Annotated in this window: 17 protein-coding genes; 6 read left to right on the top strand and 11 right to left on the bottom strand. The window is 50.7% G+C overall.

The annotated features are described in order from the left end of the window. The first annotated feature begins 183 nt into the window (after positions 1-183). Both ACE419_RS07990 and ACE419_RS07995 read left to right on the top strand, forming a co-directional pair. The gene (locus ACE419_RS07990; protein WP_435721633.1) at positions 184-1,446 is read left to right on the top strand and encodes an LCP family protein; all 1,263 of its coding nucleotides are present in this window, start codon (positions 184-186) and stop codon (positions 1,444-1,446) included. 265 nt (positions 1,447-1,711) lie between these two features. Further along, a complete protein-coding gene (locus ACE419_RS07995; RefSeq protein WP_435721634.1) occupies positions 1,712-2,956 on the top strand; it encodes an NAD(P)-dependent malic enzyme in 1,245 nt (414 codons plus the stop codon). A gap of 103 nt (positions 2,957-3,059) precedes the next feature. On the opposite strand, the gene ACE419_RS08000 is transcribed toward ACE419_RS07995, so the two are convergent. The 3 genes from ACE419_RS08000 to ACE419_RS08010 are packed head-to-tail and all read right to left on the bottom strand — an operon-like array spanning position 3,060 to position 4,852. Next, positions 3,060-3,905, bottom strand: coding sequence for a type 1 glutamine amidotransferase domain-containing protein (locus tag ACE419_RS08000; protein ID WP_435721635.1), 846 nt, complete (start codon positions 3,903-3,905; stop codon positions 3,060-3,062). A 6-nt stretch (positions 3,906-3,911) separates the two neighbouring features. Then, positions 3,912-4,295, bottom strand: a complete 384-nt coding sequence (locus ACE419_RS08005) for a winged helix-turn-helix transcriptional regulator (RefSeq protein WP_432647543.1) — start codon at positions 4,293-4,295, stop codon at positions 3,912-3,914. Positions 4,296-4,333: 38 nt separating this feature from the next. Beyond that, complete coding sequence (locus ACE419_RS08010) at positions 4,334-4,852, bottom strand: SRPBCC family protein (protein ID WP_435721636.1); 519 nt, start codon at positions 4,850-4,852, stop codon at positions 4,334-4,336. A gap of 305 nt (positions 4,853-5,157) precedes the next feature. Between ACE419_RS08010 and ACE419_RS08015 the strand changes: the two genes are divergently transcribed. Further along, positions 5,158-5,805 carry a YczE/YyaS/YitT family protein gene (locus tag ACE419_RS08015; RefSeq protein WP_435721637.1) on the top strand — a complete coding sequence of 216 codons (648 nt, stop codon included), beginning with the start codon at positions 5,158-5,160 and terminating at the stop codon, positions 5,803-5,805. A gap of 62 nt (positions 5,806-5,867) precedes the next feature. On the opposite strand, the gene ACE419_RS08020 is transcribed toward ACE419_RS08015, so the two are convergent. Both ACE419_RS08020 and ACE419_RS08025 read right to left on the bottom strand, forming a co-directional pair. Further along, positions 5,868-7,133, bottom strand: a complete 1,266-nt coding sequence (locus ACE419_RS08020) for an oligosaccharide MFS transporter (RefSeq protein ID WP_435721638.1) — start codon at positions 7,131-7,133, stop codon at positions 5,868-5,870. 71 nt (positions 7,134-7,204) lie between these two features. Beyond that, entirely contained in the window at positions 7,205-8,692 is a 1,488-nt protein-coding gene (locus tag ACE419_RS08025; protein WP_435721639.1) for a glycoside hydrolase family 32 protein, read from the bottom strand. 278 nt (positions 8,693-8,970) lie between these two features. Between ACE419_RS08025 and ACE419_RS08030 the strand changes: the two genes are divergently transcribed. Then, complete coding sequence (locus ACE419_RS08030; RefSeq protein WP_435721640.1) at positions 8,971-9,945, top strand: LacI family DNA-binding transcriptional regulator; 975 nt, start codon at positions 8,971-8,973, stop codon at positions 9,943-9,945. Positions 9,946-10,009: 64 nt separating this feature from the next. Here the strand turns inward: ACE419_RS08030 and gyrA are convergent, their stop codons facing one another. From gyrA to ACE419_RS08050, 4 genes are all read right to left on the bottom strand, one after another. Next, the gene (gene gyrA / locus ACE419_RS08035; protein ID WP_435721641.1) at positions 10,010-12,436 is read right to left on the bottom strand and encodes a DNA gyrase subunit A; all 2,427 of its coding nucleotides are present in this window, start codon (positions 12,434-12,436) and stop codon (positions 10,010-10,012) included. Between the two features lie 137 nt (positions 12,437-12,573). After that, entirely contained in the window at positions 12,574-13,482 is a 909-nt protein-coding gene (locus tag ACE419_RS08040; RefSeq protein WP_435721642.1) for a Ppx/GppA phosphatase family protein, read from the bottom strand. A 33-nt stretch (positions 13,483-13,515) separates the two neighbouring features. Further along, positions 13,516-14,511, bottom strand: coding sequence for a pyridoxal-phosphate dependent enzyme (locus ACE419_RS08045; RefSeq protein ID WP_435721704.1), 996 nt, complete (start codon positions 14,509-14,511; stop codon positions 13,516-13,518). Between the two features lie 314 nt (positions 14,512-14,825). Continuing rightward, positions 14,826-16,223 (bottom strand): pilus assembly protein TadG-related protein, encoded by a 1,398-nt coding sequence (locus ACE419_RS08050; RefSeq protein ID WP_435721643.1) that lies wholly within the window; start codon positions 16,221-16,223, stop codon positions 14,826-14,828. Between the two features lie 623 nt (positions 16,224-16,846). On the opposite strand from ACE419_RS08050, the gene ACE419_RS08055 reads away from it, so the two are divergent. Then, complete coding sequence (locus ACE419_RS08055; protein WP_435721644.1) at positions 16,847-17,818, top strand: glycosyltransferase family 2 protein; 972 nt, start codon at positions 16,847-16,849, stop codon at positions 17,816-17,818. A 32-nt stretch (positions 17,819-17,850) separates the two neighbouring features. Here ACE419_RS08055 and ACE419_RS08060 read toward each other — a convergent pair whose 3' ends face one another. Together ACE419_RS08060 and ACE419_RS08065 are read right to left on the bottom strand one after the other, a co-directional pair. After that, positions 17,851-19,299 (bottom strand): DUF3329 domain-containing protein, encoded by a 1,449-nt coding sequence (locus tag ACE419_RS08060; protein WP_435721645.1) that lies wholly within the window; start codon positions 19,297-19,299, stop codon positions 17,851-17,853. Positions 19,300-19,326: 27 nt separating this feature from the next. After that, on the bottom strand, positions 19,327-19,671 hold the full coding sequence (locus tag ACE419_RS08065; protein WP_435721646.1) for a DUF192 domain-containing protein: 345 nt from the start codon (positions 19,669-19,671) through the stop codon (positions 19,327-19,329). Positions 19,672-19,811: 140 nt separating this feature from the next. Between ACE419_RS08065 and ACE419_RS08070 the strand changes: the two genes are divergently transcribed. Continuing rightward, positions 19,812-21,356, top strand: a complete 1,545-nt coding sequence (locus tag ACE419_RS08070) for an NAD(P)/FAD-dependent oxidoreductase (RefSeq protein ID WP_435721647.1) — start codon at positions 19,812-19,814, stop codon at positions 21,354-21,356. Positions 21,357-21,360: the final 4 nt, after the last annotated feature.

Genomic DNA, 21,360 nt, shown 5'->3' on the forward strand with positions numbered 1-21,360 from the left:
TGTTCCCCCTGATTTTCATAAAAAGGGGTTATCATGAAACTAATTGACTATGCCGCTGAAATATGGGCGGGATACGAATAAAGTAATTGCGCATCTATCAAGCTTTCCTTATAATAAAAATGTAAATACACTTTGCTACAATAGTAGGGATTCATGCATGATTTCAGAAAAGAAGGTATCATTTTGCAAACAACTCCGATTCCCCCGCGCCGTTCGCGCCGCAAGCACCGAGGTTTCCTCTGGGTTCTCCTCGCCGTCGCTTTCATCGCGGCAGCTGCAGCGGGGGCTCTCTTTGCGTCCAACAGCCTTCTCGACAAGTCGGCTGACGACGTTGTAGAGGATGGCCTGCTGACTGCCAAGGACAAGACGACCATCATGATTATGGGCGTCGATGAACGCGATGACGATGTCGGCCGCAGCGACACCCTGATGGTCGCCACGCTCGACCCGAAAAAAGACCAGGCCGCCCTAATGTCCATCCCGCGTGATACGCGCGTCAAAATCAAGGGACACGGCTGGGACAAAATCAACGCGGCCTACGCCTACGGCAGTGCCAAGGGCGGTTCTGAGGCCGGCGAAAAACTCGCCCAGCGCACAGTCGAGGATTTCTTAGGCGTCAACATGGACCACTACGTCGTCGTCAACATTCAGGCATTCCAGAAAATCATCGATGCCATCGGCGGCATTGATATCGACGTGGAAAAACGCATGTACTACGAAGACCCGTGGGACGACGACGGCGGTCTCATCATCGACCTGCAGCCGGGCATGCAGCATATGGACGGCAAGACCGCGGTCACCTACGTCCGCTACCGCGACGAAGAAGGCGATATCGGCCGCATCAAGCGCCAGCAGAAATTCATGAAGGCCTGCATGGACAAAGTCACCTCGCCGGCCATCATCCCGAAGCTGCCGTCCGTCATCAAGGAAGTCATGTCGTCCGTCAAAACTGACCTTTCGTTCCGTCAGATGCTCGAGTTTGCCGGCACGCTGAAAGAGGCCCAGAAGAACGGCCTCAAAACCGAGATGGTCCCGGGCAAGCCGCTCTACATCGACGGTGTCAGCTACTGGATTCCGGACCTGCAGAAACTGCGCACGACCCTTGCCGATACGCTTGGCATCACGCTGAACGCCAGTGAAAAAGCACAGCTTGAAAAGGCTCAGCATGAATACGAATCCTCAATTCCGGCCAATGCCACGAGCAAGGCTCCGTCTGCGAAGTCCTCGTCGTCAAGCAGCAGCCAGAAGAGCACGCAGAGGAGTTCATCGAGCAGCAGTTCGTCAACGACGAGAAGCAGTCATACATCGGGCAGCTCCTCCTCGGAATCCCATTCTGCCGGCGGTTCCAATTCAGCTTCGGGCAGCAGCTCCAAATCATCGGCAGCTTCTTCCAGTACGGCACCAGCCGCACCGACGCACTCTGCCAATACCAGCAAAACACAATGATATCCATATAAATATAAGCCTCCCTTCATCATAAGGGAGGCTTATATTATTTATAAATTTTATGGTATTATAAATAATTTATATTTGTATTTTGGACACAACATAATATAATAGTACTCAACACAGTTTTACAACTTAACATTTATTTGATGTAAAGTTTCAAAAAAGTGTAACATTTATTACAGCCTATTGTATTTATCTCACATATAGTATCTGCCAGCCTTCACAGCAAGAGACACGGCAAACGGGAAAGGAAGTTTTATTCATGAGCGAGTTAACCGATCAGGCATTGGCCTTACATAAAGAACATCACGGCAAGATTGAGATGCAGAGCAAGGTGCCTCTTGAGAGGGCAAAAGACCTGACGCTGGCTTATTCCCCGGGCGTGGCTGCACCGTGCCTCGAAATCAAGAAAGACTACAATAAAATTTATGATTACACGAACAAGGGCAATACGGTCGCCGTTGTGACGAACGGCAGTGCCGTTCTCGGCCTCGGCAATATCGGCGCCGGTGCCGGCCTGCCGGTCATGGAAGGCAAGTCCATCCTCTTTAAGGGCTTTGCCGGCGTCGACTCCGTGCCAATCTGTCTCGATACGCAGGATGTCGATGAAATCGTCCGCGCTGTCGAGCTCATGGCTCCGACTTTCGGCGGCATCAACCTCGAAGATATCAAGGCTCCGGAGTGCTTTGACATTGAGAAGCGCCTGCAGAAGCTCGATATCCCTGTTTTCCACGATGACCAGCACGGCACGGCCATCGTCGTGGTCTCGGCCCTCATCAATGCCTTCAAGCTCACGGGCCGCAATTTCAAGGATTCCAAGTTCGTCCTCAACGGTGCCGGCGCTGCCGGTCAGGCCATCACGCGCTTGATTTACAGCATGGGCGGCCGCAATATCATCCTCTGCGACCGCATGGGTGCCATCTACGCAGGCCGCAAGGAAGACATGAACCCGTACAAGGACGATATCGCCAAAATCACGAACCCGCAGAATGAAGAAGGTCAGCTCGCGGATGTCATCAAGGATGCCGACGTCTTCATCGGTGTTTCCATCGCCGGTGCCGTCACGCAGGATATGGTCCGTTCGATGAAGAAGGACCCGATTGTCATGGGCATGGCCAATCCGACGCCTGAGATCATGCCGGATGAAGCAAAGGCTGCCGGTGCCCGCATCGTCTGCACGGGCCGCAGCGACTTCCCGAATCAGGTCAACAATCTGCTGGCTTTCCCGGGCATCTTCCGCGGCGCTCTCGACGTCCGCGCCACAAAGATCAACGAAGAAATGAAGATGGCTGCCGCAGAGGCCATTGCCAGCCTCGTCGCAGGCGACGAGCTCAAGGAAGACCATGTCATCACGAGCCCGTTTGACCCGCGCGTTGCCCCGCAGGTCGCAGCTGCCGTAGCCGAAGCTGCCATCAAGAGCGGCGTCGCCCGTCTCACGAATGTCACCGGCAAAGACGTTGCCGAGCATACGCGCAAGCTCCTCGCCGAAGAACATGCCAACAACTAAGTCTCTTAAGAAGCTGCACAGCATATAACTGCATATATGAAAAAATCCCGCTGTCTCCAGTAAGGAGTGCAGCGGGATTTTTCTATAAAAGACGGACAAAAATTTATTTTGCCTGCAGGGTTTTAGCGAGTTCCTTAGCCAGCTCAATATCCGAAGCTGGATTCTGCCCCGTAATGAGTTCGCGGTCGTGCACGACATGACTGCCGTACATGCCGTCGACGCGCATTTTGCCACCGGCAATCTGCAGGGCCTGTTCGACGTGGAACGGCATTTCCGTGCCCTTGGCGACTTCGCCCGGCCATTCTTCGGCATCCGAGAGAACGGTCATTTCATAACCATTGTAAATCCAGCCTTTGGCTGCTGCCATGGCACCTTTCGCATCATGCGAAACGAGGGCCTGACGATAGGCAGCAGGATCTGGCAGGGCCGCGAGCATGGCAGCAGGACCATGGCAGATAAAGGCCGTCGGCTTCTGCTTCTCATGGAAATAACGCAGAATCGTGCCGAGGTCTTGATCCTGCATGAGGTCGGTCATCGGCGCGTGGCCGCCCGGCACGAAGACAGCCGCATACTGGCCGAGGCCGCCGTCAATCGCATCTTTCAGGGAAATCGGCTTAAGCCCGTTGACAAATTCTACCGCCTGAGCGCGGGCCTGCTCATCGCCGCCAAAGAATTTTTTGTCGTTCGAACCCTTATCCATGACCGGCATGGCGCCGCTCGGCGTCGCGAGGACAATTTCATAGCCCTGCCCTGCGAGGTATTCTGTCGGCACGGCAAATTCATTGAGGAAGAAGCCGACGTTCATGATGCTCTTATCGGCCAGCTCCATCTGCTGCTGGCTTGAGGCCACGACGAGAATCTTCCCTTTGCTGGCGGCCGCCTCCGAATGACTGCTGAAGAAAGGCAGTACGAGGATGGCTGCCAGACAGAATAAAAATAACTGTTTCATGCAAACTCACTTCCTGATATTCTGTTTCTTTTCCGTATCTTTCTCTTTGCCGGACTGTGCAGAGGGCATGATTTTATCCTGCATATGTGTTTTGCCCCACTCGCACATGGCATTGACGATGGGAGAAAGGCTCCAGCCAAGCTCCGTCAGGCTGTATTCCGTATGCGGCGGCACGACGGGATACACCTTGCGGTGAATGACGCCATCGGCCTCAAGCTCGCGAAGCTGCTGCGTCAGCATCTTCGGCGTAGCCTGCGGCAGCAGACGGTGCAGCTCGCCGTAACGATGCTCGCGCTGCATGAGATGCCAAAGAATAATACATTTATACTTGCCCGCAATCAGGCTTAAAGAAGCCTCAACCGGGCAGTGAAAGATGGTATTCCTGGCCATTTCGTTTCCCCCTCATCTTTGCTTCCATAAAATATACTTTACTTCTGTTTGGCTGCCAGCACAGTCACTGCCAAGCCGCGAACCCATTCCTGATGGCCGATGTTCATCGGGTCCTTCGGATCTTTATGCAGTTCTGCCGCCGGCCTGCCCTTCTGCGATTCCTGCGTCAGGATACGCACGCGGCCCTCAGAAAGGTCTTCGATGAGCCAGGCGTGAATGACGTCAAGGCGGTGCTCGGCATCGCCTTCAGCCCAGCCGTGCCAGGCAAGGCGGCCCGGCTTGTCGCCCTGCGGCGCTTCAAATTCCGTGATTTCCGCCTCAATCGGGAAGCCAAACGTCTTGAAGCGGAAACGCGTGTCGGCCGCAAGCTTCGTGCCCTTCGTATTGTCAAACTCAATGTCACTGGCATTGCTGTAATATGTCGGCCAGATGCTCGTATCGATGAGATTTGCAAATACTTCTTCGGCGTTGATGCCCTTGACGATGACTTCATTGGAAGCGAAGTTATCCGTCAGGCCCGGCAGGTAATCGTGCGGCCAATTGATTTCATTTAACATAATAATATTCCTCCGTAACGTATAAAATCCTTTTTTCTGTTCTTGAATTTTTTCGCCGTAGCGGCTCTTTCAGCTGATGATTTCATTTTAGCCGCAAAGAATCCTTTTGTGAAGAATGCACTTTATTGTAGCATAGTACCCAAAAAGATAGTATAACCATGAGCATTTTACTGTTTCTGCACGCACGAGCCCCCGCAATTAACGCAAAAGATGCCATCTGGCTTTTCTTTTCCCGCTCTCCAGTAGTATACTTTTAGTAATATCACAGAAAGAACGTATCGCATCATCATAAGAGGGGGATTTGCTTGTCTACGCCAAAACGCTATATTCTGCTGATCATCGCCGTCATGATTCAGTCGGCCGGCATTGCTTTCGTCGTCAAGAGCCTGCTCGGCACCTCGCCGATTTCGAGCGTGCCGTATGTCCTGAGCCTGATTTCACCGTTTACTTTTGGTCAGACGACTTTTGCCGTCAATATGGTTTTCGTCGTCTTTGAGCTTTTAATGCTTGGCCGCAGCTTTCCGACTGTCTTCTGGCTGCAGATTCCCGTGACGATTATCTTCGGTCTCTGCATTGACTTTTTCATGGCCCTGTTTACCATCATACCCGAGGCCTATCCCCTGAAAATCGCCCTGTGCATCGTCGGCACGGCCCTTGTCGCCCTCGGCGTCGCCGGACAGGGCATTGCCGACGTGCTCATGCTCGCGGGCGAAGGTGCCGTCTACACCTTTGCACATAAATTCCATATCGACTTCGGTAAGGTCAAAGTCGGCAATGATGTCGGTCTCGTCATCATCGCCGCCATCGTCTCCATGGTCAGCCTCGGCACCATCGAGGGCATCCGCGAAGGCACACTGCTTTCCGCCCTGCTGACCGGCGTCTTCGCCCGCTTCTTCCTGCGCCATTTGAGCCGCGTTGACGGGCACGGCCGCATATATCTTTCCTTTCATTAAAACAGATGGCAAAAGCCCCGTTCCGATTGGGAACGGGGCTTTTTTCTATGGAAATAAATTTATCAGAGGGGCTGACCTTCGACGCTCTCGTTATCCTTTTTGAGGATGATGAAGGCGTAAATGCTGGCCACACAGACGATGCCGGAAATCACGAGGAAGGTGCTCTGGTAGCCGATACTGTCGTGCAGGGCGCCGAGCGGCGTCGAGAAGATGATCTGGCCGACCTGTGCGGCAATCTGGAACCCGACCATGTAAAGCGTCGTCGAGATGCGCGTATCGAAATGCAGCGTAAAATAGCGGAAAACCGCGAGGATGAACAGGGCCGTCTCCGGTGCATGCAGCAGTTTGATGATGGCGACGCCAAGGGGATTCGTCACGAGGCCGCAGCCGCCGATGCGGACGATCATGATGCAGCAGCCGAGCAGAATCGCCTTGCGCACACCGATTTTGCGCATGAGGATCGGCACAAGCCCCATCATGATGAACTCAAGGAAGACTTCGATGGAGTTGAGTACGCCGTAAGCCTGCTGGCCTTCTGCCGGCGTCGAGAAGAAGCGCGTGAAGAACTCTGGGAACATCTGCTGGTCAAAGACGGTGTAGAACGTCCAGCTCATGACGACAAAGACAATCATCTTCCAGACATCGAGCATTTTGAACACGCCGATGATTTCGCTGAAGGAAGGAGTCTTGCTCTCCTTGACGCTTTCGGCCTTGACCTCATACTGCTGGCAGAGTGCGGCGTCATTTTCGGGGCGCAGGGCCAAGAGTACAATGAGCTGCACAGCCGCGACGGCTGAGCCCGTCCAGAAAATCAGGTAAGGATTCATCGTGAAGAGGAAGCCGGCGCAGAGGGCCGAAACGGCGTAGCCAAAGGAGCCCCAGGCTCTGGCCTGACCGTATTCAAACGAATAGCGGCGGCTCAAACGCTCCGTAACGGCCTCAAAGACTGGGCAGGCCGCGAGATACGAAACAGTGAGATAAACGGCGCCAATCGCCGCACCAATGTAGAAGTTTGCTGCGAGCATCGGCACATAGACCCAGGTGAAGAACGGCCCGACGAAGAGCTGGCAAATGACGAAGAATTTCAAAAGCGTCTTCTTCATGCCGAGCTTGTCCTGCAGCGAACCGTAGACGAACATCAGGACGAGCGAGACGGCGCAGCCAAAGGAATAAATCGTGCCGACCTGTACGCCTGAAAACCCCTGCTTCGTTGTCAGCCAAATCTGGAAGAACGACCACCAGATGCCCCAGCCGGCGAAGAATAACAGGATTTCCAGCGAACTTGTCCTGTAAAACGGATTGGTAAATGCCTTGAGCAGATTGCCCATGATTTTTTCCCCTTTCAATACGAAAATCCCCGATTGTTTCTATCGTTTCTATGATACCTAAAATCATAACCTCATGCGAAAATAGATGAGAGTTTATAGAATACGCCATTTTTCATGCGCACAGAGCCTTCCTGCGGCTCCAAGACGATGACGCGCTCTGCGGTCTTCGGATAAAAACGCGTGCTCATGACGACTTCGCCGCCGTTGAAGAAAATCTCCAGCGAGGAGCGGTCCTCGTAGACGCGCACCGAAATTTTTTCCTGACCTGCGGGAAGTTTGGCGAAGCGTTCTTCCGCGCGTCCCGTCGCGGCCGACTTGCGCGTGAGCACGATTTCACCGCTTTCCTTCTCGATGCGGACGGATACCTCATCGTCAAAGCCCGCGGCAAAATGCAGCGCGAGGCCCCTGGCCTCCGTGAGGTCAAAGTCAGCCGTGAGCTCGCCGGTCTCCTGCGACCATTCATCAAAAGAGGTCTCTTCGGTCAATATCATATCCGGTTTCGCAAAAGCTTCTTCGCGCAGCGCCGTCAGCTCTTTGGCGGGCGGCGTCACGATTTTGTCATTGCGGTAGTGGAGCTCGCGCGGCACGGTCATCTGGCCGCACCAGCCGTCGGCCTGTTCCGGCATCGCCGACTCCCACATGTTGAGCCAGCCGACCATCAGGCAGCGTCCGTCAGGCGCCTGTGCGACCTGCGGCGCATAAAAATCAAAGCCGTAGTCAAGCAGCTTGAAATCATCGTGATAGAAAATGCCGGACGTATAATCCATCTTGCCGAGCATCGAGCCCGACTGATGCAGATTGCGGTAGAGCTTGCCTTCCGGCTTGACGCCCTGCGGCGAGAGAATCAAGGCCTCATGGCCGTCGAACTCCGCGAAATTCGGGCATTCCCACATGAATCCCTGATTGCCTTCGGCCTTCGCCATGACGTGCTTGAACTGCCAATCCTCAAGATTTTCCGAAGTGAAGACGAGCACCTGCCCCGTTTCCTCTGCCGTCTGCGCGCCGACCACCGCATAATAGCGGCCGCCGTGCTGCCAGATTTTCGGGTCACGGAAATGATGGTCCTCACCAGTCGAGACCTGCTCAACAGGCAATTTGATGACCGGATTTTTGTCCGACTTCGTGAAATGAACGCCGTCCGTGCTGACCGCAAGATTCTGCGTCTCGATGCGGTCCGGCTGGCCCGGCTTTTTCAAAAGGTCGACATGCCCCGTATAAAGAAGGTAGAATTTGCCGTCCTTTTCAATGCCGCAGCCCGAGAAGCAGCCGTCGGCGTCGTAGGGATGGTCGGGGAACAGTGCGACAGGCTGACGCTCCCAATGCACGAGGTCTTTGCTCGTCACATGGCCCCAGTGCATCGGGCCCCATTTCGGCTCGTATGTATAATGCTGATAGAAAAGATGGTACTGACCGTCAAAATAAGCAAAACCGTTTGGGTCATTGCACCAGCCCACGCGCGGCGCAATGTGGAAGCACGGATACCAGCGCTTGTTGACCTTTGCCTCATTAGCCGCGATAAATTCATCCGGCGTCAGCTGCTCCTGTTTTGTCGTCGTCATTTTCTTCACCTCATAATGTATATCGAATCGGTTCGAGAACCATGCTGATAAAATCGAAACGGCCATTTTAGTCGGGATGTTTGTTTATCGAACCGTTTCGATACTTTGATTATAGTCATGTTCACTCGTTTTGTCAATCATTTTATCCATTTTATTTTTCTTGTTGCTTTCCTTATACTTATCTGAAAATAACATAAATTATAGGCATGATATACATCCTGCCGTCATTTGTGATAGACTAAAACAAATGGCAGGAAAGCTGGAAAGGATTGTTTTGTATGGCAAAAATCAAGGATGTCGCCAAACTGGCCGGCGTCAGCACGAGCACGGTATCCCTCGTGCTCAATCACAAGGGATATGTATCCGAGGCCACGCGGGCCAAAGTCGAAGCGGCCGTCGAAAAACTGCATTATGTCCCGAGCGAGGTTGGACGCAACCTCTCGCTGAACCGCACGAATCTCATCGGCGTCATCATCCCCGACGTCGCACATCCCTTTTTTGCGGCCCTGCTGCACGAAATCGAGATTGCCCTCTACGATTTTGGCTATAAGACGATGGTCTGCTCGACCGGAGAAAAGAAAAATGCGGAGCTCGCCTTCCTCGACATGCTGCGCCGCCATACGATGGACGGCCTGATCATCGGCGCACATGCCCTGCACATTGAGAACTACCGCCATATCGAACTGCCTGTCATCGCTTTTGACCGCTATCTCTGCGACGAAATCCCGATTGTCCGCGCCGACCACCATCAGGGCGGTGAAATGGGCGCCAAGGCCCTGCTGCGCCGCCAGCCGCGTCACGTCGTCCAAATCACCGGTGCTCCGACCATCCACACGACCGCCCACGAACACGAGGATATCTTTGCCCATTGCATCAAAGAGGCCGGCGTCCGGCTCGACACGATTGTCATGCCGGCCAATGCCCTGCAGCCAAAGGATTTTGCCCTTGCCGCCCGCGAGATTTTTGAGACCTATCCCGATGTCGACGCCATCTCAAGTGCGGACCTCGGTGCCATCTGCGCCCTGCGCGAGGCCGTACGCCGCGGCCGCAGAGTTCCCGAGGACCTCTCCATTGTGGCCTACGACGGCACATATCTGACGAGACTCGGCCCCCAGACACTGACGGCCGTCGTCCAGCCCCTTCCGGCCCTCGGCCGTCTGGCTGCCGAGACCATGGTGCGCCGCATCCGCCATGAGGCACTCCCTTCCTTAAAGCCTCTGCCCATGACCTTTCAAGAGGGCGAGACCTGCTGACTTTTTATAACAAGACACAAAAAAGAGCATCCGCGCGGATGCTCTTCTTTTATTTCAGCAGTATTTAGTTTTTCTGGTCCATAACCGCCATCGAAGCGACGATGTCATTTTCAGCCGTGCTCATGAGCTTGACACCCTGCGTATTGCGGCTGATGACCGAGATTTCGTTGATTGGCGTGCGGATGACGAGGCCTTCCGTCGTGATGAGCATGAGTTCCTGCTCCGGATGGACGACGCGCAGGCCGATGACGTCACCGGTCTTTTCCGTGACCTTGAGGTTGATGAGGCCCTTGCCGCCGCGGTTCTGCGTGCGGTATTCGCTGGCTTCCGTGCGTTTGCCGTAGCCCTCGGCCGTGACCGTCAGGACTTCGGCGTTCTGCGAAAGCGTGTCCATGCCGATGACTTCATCGCCGTCGTTGAGGCTGATGCCCTTGACGCCGCGGGCTGCGCGGCCCATCGAGCGGACATCTTCTTCGCCGAAGACGATGGCCATGCCCCACTTCGTGCCGAGAATCATATCGCGCTCGCCGTCCGTGAATTTGACGCCGATGAGCTCATCGTCCTCGTCGAGATTGATGGCATTGAGGCCGCCCTTATGCAGGTTCTTGAATTCGACCAGGCTCGTCTTCTTGACAATGCCCTTCTTCGTGGCCATGAAGAGGTACGCGTCCGGATTGAAGCCCTTGACCTGAATGACAGCCGTGATTTTCTCATCTTTATCGAGCTGCAGCAAGTTGATGATGGCCGTGCCCTTGGCCGTGCGGCTGGCCTCGGCAATCTCGTAGGCCTTGAGGTGGTAGACGCGGCCGCGGTTCGTGAAGAACAGAATCGTATGGTGCGTCGTCGTAATCAGGAGATTCTCGACAAAATCCTTCTCCTTCGTCGGCATACCCTTGATGCCCTTGCCCCCGCGGTTCTGGCGGCGGTACGTGTCAAGCGCGATGCGTTTGATGTAATTGTTGTGCGTCAGCGTGATGACGACATCTTCCTCGGCGATGAGGTCTTCGACATCGATTTCGCTCGTGTCGACCGTCAGGCGCGTGCGGCGGGCATCGCCGTACTTCTTCTTGACGTCCGTGAGCTCCGACTTGATGATGCCGAGGATGCGCGTTTCGTCCGCGAGGATGGCCTTGTACTCTTCGATGGCCTTCAAGACTTCCTGATACTCCTCTTCAATCTTCTCGCGCTCGAGGCCAGTCAGGCGCTGCAGACGCAGGTCGAGGATGGCCTGAGCCTGTTTCTCCGAGAGCTTGAAGCCCGTGACGAGGGCGGCACGCGCGATATCGGCCGTGCGGCTCTCGCGAATCGTCGTGATGACGGCATCGAGATGGTCGAGGGCAATCGTCAAGCCCTCCAAGATATGGGCGCGGGCCTCTGCCTTCTTGAGCTCGTAGCGCGTGCGCCGCGTGATGACATCTTCCTGATGCTTGATATAATAATGAAGGATTTCCTTGAGATTCAGGACCTTCGGCTTGCCGTCGACAAGGGCGAGCATGATGACGCCGAAGCTGTCCTGCAGCTGCGTGTGCTTGTAAAGCTGATTCAAAATGACGTTGGCATTCGCGTCGCGGCGCAGGTCGATGACGATGCGCATGCCGCCGCGGTCCGACTCATCGTTGAGGGCCGTGATGCCTTCAATCTGCTTGTCGCGGACGAGCTGGGCAATCTTCTCGACGAGGCGTGCCTTGTTGACCTGATACGGCAGCTCCGTGACGATGATGCGCGGCTTGCCGTTCGACAGCGTCTCAATGCGGGCATTCGCGCGCATCTTGATGACGCCGCGGCCCGTCGTGTACGCCTGACGGATGCCGTCCTGACCGAGAATCAGGCCGGCCGTCGGGAAATCCGGTCCCTTGATGACCTTCATGAGGTCCTCAATCGTCGCGTCCGGATGGTCGATGAGCATCAGCGTGCCATCGATGACCTCGCACATATTGTGCGGCGGGATATTCGTCGCCATGCCGACGGCGATGCCCGACGTGCCGTTGACGAGCAGCTGCGGGAACTTCGCCGGCAGCACCGTCGGCTCCTTCAAGGATTCATCATAGTTCGGCGCGAAATCCACCGTATCCTTATCGATGTCCTGCAGCATGAGTTCCGCAATCTTCGACATACGGACCTCTGTATAACGCATGGCAGCCGCGGGGTCGCCATCGACCGAACCGAAGTTGCCGTGGCCGTCAGCGAGCATATAGCGCATCGAGAAATCCTGCGCCATGCGCACGATAGCATCGTATACAGAAGAGTCGCCATGCGGATGATATTTACCGAGGACTTCACCGACGATACGGGCCGATTTCTTATAAGGCTTGTTCGAGCCCATGCCCGCTTCCTGCATCGCGTAAAGGATGCGGCGGTGTACTGGTTTTAAGCCGTCCCGGACATCCGGCAGAGCACGCGCGACGATGACACTCATAGCATAATCGATGTACGAGTTCTTCATCTCGTGTTCCAGATTGACCGGTACGATTTTTCCCTGACCAAAATCCACAATCTCACCTCAAAATCTAAAAAACAAAAAAATTGAATTCCTGCAAAATCATTTAGCATTTAATTATACCATTTCTGACGCAAAAAGTCCATCAAGCCCCCATATCATAAGGGCTGATGGACTTTTGCAGCGCGATTTCAGCGGTTCAGGACTTCCGCATAGATATACCCTTCGCGAACGCCGGAATCGCTGTACGTGATGACCTTGCTGTGGAAGCGCTCCGCGAGGACCTCGGCGATGATGAGGCCCGGAATGACCGTATGGATGCGGTCGGGCACGGTCTTCATCAGCATGGCCGTCATATCCTCATTGAGCTCGTGGCCGCCGTCAAAACGCCGGATAATCTCAGGAATCTTGTCCGTCTCCATCTTCATATTGTCAAGAGGCTTGCCAAAAAGGGCATTGTAAAGAGCGGCAGCCCCCTTGAACGTGCCGCCGATGCCGGCAATCGAGGCTTCGCGCAGGCCGGCAAAAGCCGTGGCCGAACGAATCGTCGCCTCGGCCTCCCCGCGCATCGCCTGACATTCCACCTTTGTCGGCAGCATGCCATGGACGTATTTCGTACGGAATGCCAAAGAGCCTATGGGCAGGCTGATTTTCTGCTGAATCTTGCCCGAACTGTACGAGACAATCTCCGTGCTCGCACCGCCGATGTCTATAAGCAGGCCCGCGTCCTCATTGAGGTCATGCGTGGCCCCAATGAAATCGTAAGTCGCCTCCTCATCGCCCGTGATCACGCGAATCGGCAGCCCCGTGCGCCGCTCGATCTCGCCGACCGCCGCCTGACTGTTCTTCGCATTGCGCAGTGCCGCCGTCGTAAAGGCCACGACATGCGTGATATCAAAGGCCAGGAGAAATGCCTTGAACTCCTGCAGGATTTCCACGGCCTTGTCGATGCCCTGCTGCTGCATGACACCTTCTTTAAGATACGCCGCGAGCCCCACGGTATGTTTTTTCTTCATGAGCATCTCGACATGCGCGCCCTCAATGCGGTAAATCGCCATGCGGACCGTGTTCGAACCGATATCAATCATTCCGTATAACATAAGCTTCCCCTTGATTCCGATTTCTTTTTTTGCTCAGCGCTTCAGGCCGTTGCCCGTCAGCGGGATGACGACCTTGTAATTGTCCGGCTTGCCGTTTTCGAAGAACTGCTCAGCACCGGCAAGAGCTGCGGCCGACGTCATCTCGACGTAAATGCCGTGATGTGCGAGCTCCTTCTGTGCCTTCAAAATATCCTTATCCTGCACCGTGATGACATCACCGCCCGAATCCTTGACGGCCTGCAGCATCTCTTTCAGGCGTTTTGGCTGCGTGATGCGGATGGCCTCGGCAATCGTCGCGCGCTTCGGCGAAGCCGGCACCTCGTGGAACGCCTCATAGAGAGGCGCACATTTCGACGACTGCACGGCGACAAAATGCGGCAGGCGGCCGATTTCCATGAAACCGAGGAACAGGCCGATGAGCATCGTGCCATTGCCGACCGGCATGAAAATGTAATCCGGCACATGGTGGCCCAGCTGCTCGTAAAGCTCATGCGCCATCGACTTGATGCCCTCGAAGAACAGCGGATTGTAAACATGCGAAGCATAGTAGGCATCGCCGAGATTCTGCTTGACGGCAGCGCAGGCCTTCATGCGGCCGTTGGCCACCTTGATAATCTTCGCGCCGTACGCCTCGATCTGCTTGACTTTTTCCTGCGAGATATCATCCGGCACATAGACCGTGCAGTCCATACCGGCCGCAGCTGCATAAGCCGCAACCGACGCACCGGCATTGCCCGACGAATCCAGAGCAATCTTCTTGATGCCGACATTGTGCAGCTCATTGATGAGGCTGTACGCCCCGCGGTCCTTGAAAGACCCCGTCGGCAAAAGATGCTCCATCTTGAGCAAAAAGTCCAGCTTGCCCGCCTGATACGGCAGCAGCGGCGTCACAAACTCCCCGAGCGAAATGCCCTTTGCCCCCTCTTCATGCGGATCCTTGTGCAGGCGGAACATGCCCCCGCACTCACATTTGTACGAATGTGTATTCAATGGATATTCTTTTTTGCATGCTTCACAATAGAAATACATCAAATCGTCCCCTTCCTCAAATCGGCGTCCCTCAGGCGCCGTCAGCCGTTCACGGCCAATGAGTTCTTTTCTTAAAGATTCGTCATCTGCCCGCCCGTTCCCTCTCTCCCGCCGAGAAAATTTCTATAAAATACCAAAAATGTTTGTTGAAATCCTCCCCCATTTGTTGTAATATAGTCATGGGAGGCCTACTACATCTAGTATGTGGTAGGTGGCAGAAGGTATAGAGGCGGCAAAAGCGGGAACGTTCGGTAGTTCCCGCTTTTGTATTTGAAAAGCTGCGATGCACAGGCATCGCAGCTTTTTTCTATCTACTACTTTATTAACTTTATTGTTTTTTTACCCGTAGAACTTGAACCTCCCGATGATCCCTTAAAAAAGTTTTTCGCTGTCAATGTCATATCATGATTGATGATAATCTTATTTGCTACAACACTTCCTGTCACCGGGCCGCTTCCATCGATAGTGACAGTTCCCTTAGGTGCATAGATAATCCCATTAAAGGGTTTATTATTGTTAAAATGTATACTTCCTTCCAATGATATCACAATAGCATATTCATCATCAGTTGGATCATTTTTATATTGGCTTCCAACACTTATATCCCCCTTAGCAATAATAACACGATACCATCTAGTATATTCATCTGTCCATCCAGGATATCCCGCATTATCATCTGATCTAGTCCAAAAATATGGGTTCAGACTATCTGTTCCATTATAATATACATGATTAGCTATACGATCTTCTGGCTTCATATTTTCATATTTACTAATCAATTCATTAATTCCAGAATTTGCATCACGAGATACATCAATGTGATGTACATACTCTACCTTATCAGGCCTTGAAACATCTCTATATGTTCCATGAGAAACTTGTGTTTCTGTAAAGGGTTTAGGTGGATCAGAGTCATCCTTAAAAGTTAAATATGACTCTACTCTATATGTTTTATCATCTGAATCTACCCAATTAATCGTTCCCCACACATCAGGCGTATACTTTTTATATACGGCTCCATTATTAAAATATTTGGGAGGATATGGTATTCCACTGAATACATCATATGATGCATATATCTTTCCTGTTAATGTATCAATACAAGTTTGATTAAATGCAATACGTCCATTAGTAGCTATATTTCCTATTATTTTTACATCTTGATGGTCTATTAATATTGATGAATCATCTTTCGACTGATCACCTGGATAATGATATTGATATGGTGGAGTCTTTCCTGCCGTTAATCCATAATCAAAAATATCATCAGCTTTTGTGGGAGAATCTTCCCCAGATACTTTTGCTTTTGCTGTGGCAAAAACTGGTATGCTATTGATATCAAATACCTTCAAGAAATACGTATTTACACTACTTCTCAACGTTACGTCAAGTTCATCCTTTGATTTAGTCGTGCTATAATTCAGCGTATCTGCATCCGAAGGATAATCCTCTCCCGTCTGTTTGTAATACTTCGCAAATTGCTTGTCCAAATTATCCTGAAGATAAGTCAGTACAACATTATCGGCTTTATTATCATCCAGATGATAAGCACCAGCCAAGACGGACGCATCTGCCGCATTCTGCAGCTGCGCACGGCGTACATAGGCACTGCCAAAATCCACGGCCATGCCGGTAAACGCGATAATAAAAGGCAGCAGGAATGCCGTCAATACAAGGATTGCACCTCTTTGTCCCTTGCGATCTCTGCTCATGTCTGCCCCTTCTTTCCAAAACGAATTGCTCTTAACTAAAGTATAGCAGTCTGACGTTCCCCCCGCAATAAAAAGGAATCATCTTAATGTACCTATGTCCAAACACATCCTATAAAATACGTCAATGCTTGCCGAAAAAAAGGACTCGTGCTATAATAATAACAGAAATCAACGTAGTCATTGCACTACCAAAAGAAAGCCTTTCCGCGGTTGGTCACCGTAGAAAGGCTTTTTTGTGTGCTTGGTCAGAACACACCTAGCTGGTTGCCACAACGACGGCAGCTCCTACCGTCCCAGCATCTGCAAAATCAAGCCCCCGAGTACATTCCCGAGTACATTGACAAGCAGCGCGAGCAGAAAATCAACGATAGTCATTACATAACCTCCTCCCATGCCTTTTTAGCTGGTGAGGCTGTGGCTAAATCAGTATATCATAAATCTTCTCTTTAGTCGAAGTGTAAATAGTCAAATCGTGATGAGCTCAATCATCACAACCTGACTTTTGTAGTACCATCTGCCATCTATAGAGATTCGCTTCTTGCTGACCGCTAGTTCTCAGACTATAATAAAATATAGAACATATTGTTATTTATTTATATCCTCTTACACCATAAGGAAAATTTATGTGCAACGAATCAGATAAGAAATTAATATCCATTTTAGTACCCTGCTACAACGAAGAAGCGGTCCTGCACTTACTTTATCAGCGAATTTCAGCTGTAATCGAACCGATTCAGACTTACACCTTTGAATTAATCTTTGTCAATGATGGCAGCACAGACCATACCTTAGACATCATACACGAACTGCGGGCAAAAGATTCTCGTATATCCTATGTCAATCTGTCGCGAAACTTCGGCAAAGAGATTGCCATGATAGCTGGTATCGACTACCTGAAAGGTGATGCTGCCATCATCATCGATGCAGACTTGCAGGATCCGCCGGAGCTCATCCCTGAAATGATATCCTGGTGGGAAAAGGGCTACGACGACGTATACGCAAAAAGACGGAGCCGTGCTGGAGAATCCATGTTCAAAAAATGGTCGTCCCATGCCTTCTACTACATCCTGCAGAAATTCACACACATCCCCATACAGGCAGATGTCGGCGACTTCCGCCTGCTGGACCTGCAATGCCTGAACGCCCTGCGCCTAATGCGTGAATCACAGCGTTATACCAAAGGCCTTTTCAGCTGGATTGGCTTCAACAAGAAAGAAATTCTCTTTGACCGTGCTCCACGCGCTGCAGGGCGGACAAAATGGGATTACTGGAAACTCAGCAATCTTGCCATTGAGGGAATTACCAGTTTTACCATTCTCCCGCTGCGTGCGGCCTCTTTCATAGGGTGTCTCCTGGCACTTTTCGCCCTCATCTACATGGCCTTTATCATCATTCGCACCCTGATTTATGGCGGAGATGTCCCCGGCTATCCCTCCCTCATCTCGATCATCCTCTTCATTGGAGGTATCCAACTGCTTTTCCTCGGCATCATTGGCGAATATCTCGGCAGAGTATTCAACGAGAGCAAGTTCAGGCCATTGTATTTGGTAAAAGATTATAACGGGAAAAGCATAATTGACCAAAGATGCAAATAATATCAAAAAGACTTCTTATTCATCCTCGCTTCTTATTTATCCTCTGCAGATTTATTTAATCGAATCGATTTTAAATTATAATATTCTGCCACTGCCTGATTGATGAAATCATTTTGGTCTTCTTTTATATGTCCCATACCAGTTCCTGTATAATCATGATTAATTACTATTTTTTCATTATATATTATTTCTTTTTTCATAAACGGATATTCACTTTTCGAAATCACAATATCCTGATGAATATTTTCATTACATTTCGCAACGATATTTTGAAATCCATCATATATTAATTTCTCGGTACAGAGATTTACACTCATGGTACATAACGTAAATACTATAAGAAAAATACCTACTATTTTTATAGCGAAATCACGATAATAATGGATATTCCCTATTGACATAATATGTGCCGATATCATACTGGCAATCAGAAGAAATATTGTTGTACCAAACATAGAGCGATAAGGAATTATCGGAGAAGCTAACATAGATACTGCTGATATGCCGCCCATAAGTACAAAAATCCATAACAATCTATATTCCTCAACAAAATGGGAATCATAGCATTTTTTTCGTATATTTGCATATAAGAATGGTGTAAAGAAAAACACCAATAAAAATTCCCTTACAAAAGACTCTAAGAGTACTAAAAATTTAACTATACCTAAAAGTATAAAAGAATACTCCTGCTGCATAACCTTTGAAATATGATATCGTACATAATTTCCTGGAGCAAATATAAGTGCAGCATATCCTATAGAAATACCTAAAAGACCATACCACATCCACGTTGTTCTCTTTTTTAAACAGAGGATTACTGCCATGGTTAATACTGCTAAGGCAGAATTTTCATTGGTATTTCCTGCAAGCAGCCCGAGTAAAAAAGGTACTATTTTGCTTATAACGCCTTTTCCCTGCATGATTTTCCATGATTGACCGCGTACACCATCTACATACATCAGAATAAAAACGAGTTGGAAAAACATGGGCCAAAGATAATTAGCTGCCCCAGAAACCCATAAAGTGGTGTTGAAAAAAGCAAAATTTATTATCCAGAAGCCTGTAAAGGTGCCAACTAGGTATTTCCAATTTTTCCAACAATATTTTCCTAAACTAATGCGGCAGATCAACATAAGTATAATTGCAAACATCAGTGTATTTAAAATATTAAATATAGGCTTGCCAAGCAGCATGAAGAAATTAGCAAAAAAAGAGCCTTCGATACGTCCACTCCACGTCATGTACATTGAAGAAACAGAAGTGAATATGTCGGACAAGGATGTAATTCGGATCCAGGTATGCCCTTCCTGTATGCCATCAAGATTGCCACCATGTTCGCCATCCCAGATAAAAGAATGGATATAATCATCCGACATCAAAGGGAAAAAATAATTGCAAAAATAGATATACACTGTGCAGACAGTCAAACTGAGCCAAAAATACGCCACTTTTTTATGTTCGTGTAGATATTTAAGTACCAAAATACAACATTCTCCTATGTCCAAAAACTATGCGATTCGTAATACCTGATCCACTTCGAGCCCCAGCCGATCGGCTTCACCGGCAGTCATTTCAAGGGTACTGTAGGCCTGCCAGCAGGCTGAAATACCAATCCAGGGACGAAGGTTCCGTACGATTTTGAGGATTTTTCCCTGCCTGTCGAGAAAAATCGCGTCAATAGCAAAACGCATAAAGCACATATGAATACTGTTGCACGGTGTAATTAACAGCCCTGTCGCAGGCGGCAGGGGCTTTTGCAGCATCAGTCCGACCAAACGCGTCCAAAATGTGTCGGCAACTCTCACTGTAATATTGAAATCTTTATCGGGAACAGAAAAAATCCTTGTCATCATGATCGAATCGGCCCTCATTACCTAGTGTCAAAAACATTTCTTCCTATTCGAAACCATCCATATTATAATAAAGTAAAACAATATGTTATGCAAGCAGAACGGAATTCTTGCAGACGATACGAAGAAGAGGGGGAGATTTGTTGGCTCAGGCGATCATTATCGGGGCTGGACCGGCAGGGCTGACAGCGGCTTATGAACTGCTGCGGCAGACTGACATTCATCCGATTGTACTGGAAAAAGAGGCTTTCGTCGGCGGCATCGCGCGTACGATGACGTATCATGGCTGTCACATCGATGTTGGGGGACATCGTTTTTTCTCGAAAGACCAGCGCGTTATGGAGCTCTGGAAGAGTCTTTTGCCAGAACAGGGAGCACCGTCAAAAGATGATTTGATCTTGCATCGTGACTGTCAACTTCAGGCAGGCGGGCCGGATCCAGAAAAGACGGATGACGTCATGCTGATCCGTACACGCCTTTCACGCATCCTCTATCTGCATCATTTCTTCCCTTATCCTGTCTCCATCGGTTTGACGACAATCCGAAATCTCGGTTTTTCCAGACTGATGAAGATTGGCCTGAGCTACCTTCATGCCTGCATCCGCCCACGCGAGGAAAAGAATCTCGAAGATTTTATGGTCAACCACTTTGGCGAAGAGCTTTACCGCATGTTCTTCCGCGACTACACGCATAAAGTCTGGGGGCGTTATCCCGATGCGATTGACGCCGACTGGGGCAGCCAACGCATCAAGGGAGTTTCTATCCTAAAAGCTCTGGCAAATCTCTTTGGGCAGAAAAAAAACAGCGAGAAAGAAACCTCTTTCATTGATCGTTTCCTTTATCCCAAATACGGTCCCGGCCAGATCTGGCAGACTATGCAGCAAAAAGTAGAAGAAATGGGCGGCGAGGTGCGTCTGAATCATCAGGTCATATGCCTGCTTGGCACCAAGGAAAAACTCACCGGCGTTGTCGTGATGACGACGGAAGGTGAACAGACTCTCAAAGCCGACTATGTATTTTCAAGTATGCCAATTGCAGAATTGGCCGACAAACTGCCGACTGAAGCCATCAGCTCTCAGAGTCGAACTATCGCTGAAAATCTCCCTTACCGCGACTTTATCACAGTTGGCATCCTGACGGACAAGGTCAATCTCAAAAACACGACGAACCGTCCGACTCTCGGCAATATCCCGCCCGACTGCTGGATTTACGTACAGGAACCTGACGTCCGCATGGGCCGTCTGCAAATCTTCAACAATTGGTCGCCGTACTTGCTGCCGGATCCTGAACATCAGGTCTGGCTCGGGCTCGAATACTTCTGCCGCGAAAACGATGGCATGTGGAATATGCGCGACAAAGACTTCATCACTATGGCCATCCGCGAGCTGGAGTCCATGGGCATCCTGCAGTCCAAAGATGTCAAAGATGCCGTACGCTACCGCGTCGAGAAAGCCTATCCCGCTTATTTCGATGCTTACGAAGATTTGCCGCAGGTCCGCGAGGAACTCGATAAAATCAAAAATCTCTACTGCATTGGCCGCAACGGCCAGCACCGTTATAATAACATGGACCATTCTATGCTGACAGCCTATGAAGCTGTGCGGAATATACACGATGCTTTGCCGACCAAAGAAAATGTATGGAATGTCAATACGGAACAATCCTACCAGGAAACCAAGAAAGGATGAAATC

It is taken from the genome of Mitsuokella apri (assembly GCF_047974105.1).
GTDB lineage: Bacteria > Bacillota > Negativicutes > Selenomonadales > Selenomonadaceae > Mitsuokella.

Coding starts and splice junctions, on each gene's coding strand:
- ACE419_RS07995 (WP_435721634.1), top strand. CDS start 1,712: ATGAGCGAGTTAACCGATCAGGCATTGGCCTTACATAAAGAACATCAC.
- ACE419_RS08065 (WP_435721646.1), bottom strand. CDS start 19,671: ATGATGACAAGGATTTTTTCTGTTCCCGATAAAGATTTCAATATTACA.
- ACE419_RS08010 (WP_435721636.1), bottom strand. CDS start 4,852: ATGTTAAATGAAATCAATTGGCCGCACGATTACCTGCCGGGCCTGACG.
- ACE419_RS08040 (WP_435721642.1), bottom strand. CDS start 13,482: ATGTTATACGGAATGATTGATATCGGTTCGAACACGGTCCGCATGGCG.
- ACE419_RS08000 (WP_435721635.1), bottom strand. CDS start 3,905: ATGAAACAGTTATTTTTATTCTGTCTGGCAGCCATCCTCGTACTGCCT.
- ACE419_RS08045 (WP_435721704.1), bottom strand. CDS start 14,511: ATGTATTTCTATTGTGAAGCATGCAAAAAAGAATATCCATTGAATACA.
- ACE419_RS08055 (WP_435721644.1), top strand. CDS start 16,847: ATGTGCAACGAATCAGATAAGAAATTAATATCCATTTTAGTACCCTGC.
- ACE419_RS08030 (WP_435721640.1), top strand. CDS start 8,971: ATGGCAAAAATCAAGGATGTCGCCAAACTGGCCGGCGTCAGCACGAGC.
- ACE419_RS08050 (WP_435721643.1), bottom strand. CDS start 16,223: ATGAGCAGAGATCGCAAGGGACAAAGAGGTGCAATCCTTGTATTGACG.
- ACE419_RS08005 (WP_432647543.1), bottom strand. CDS start 4,295: ATGGCCAGGAATACCATCTTTCACTGCCCGGTTGAGGCTTCTTTAAGC.
- ACE419_RS08025 (WP_435721639.1), bottom strand. CDS start 8,692: ATGACGACGACAAAACAGGAGCAGCTGACGCCGGATGAATTTATCGCG.
- ACE419_RS08020 (WP_435721638.1), bottom strand. CDS start 7,133: ATGGGCAATCTGCTCAAGGCATTTACCAATCCGTTTTACAGGACAAGT.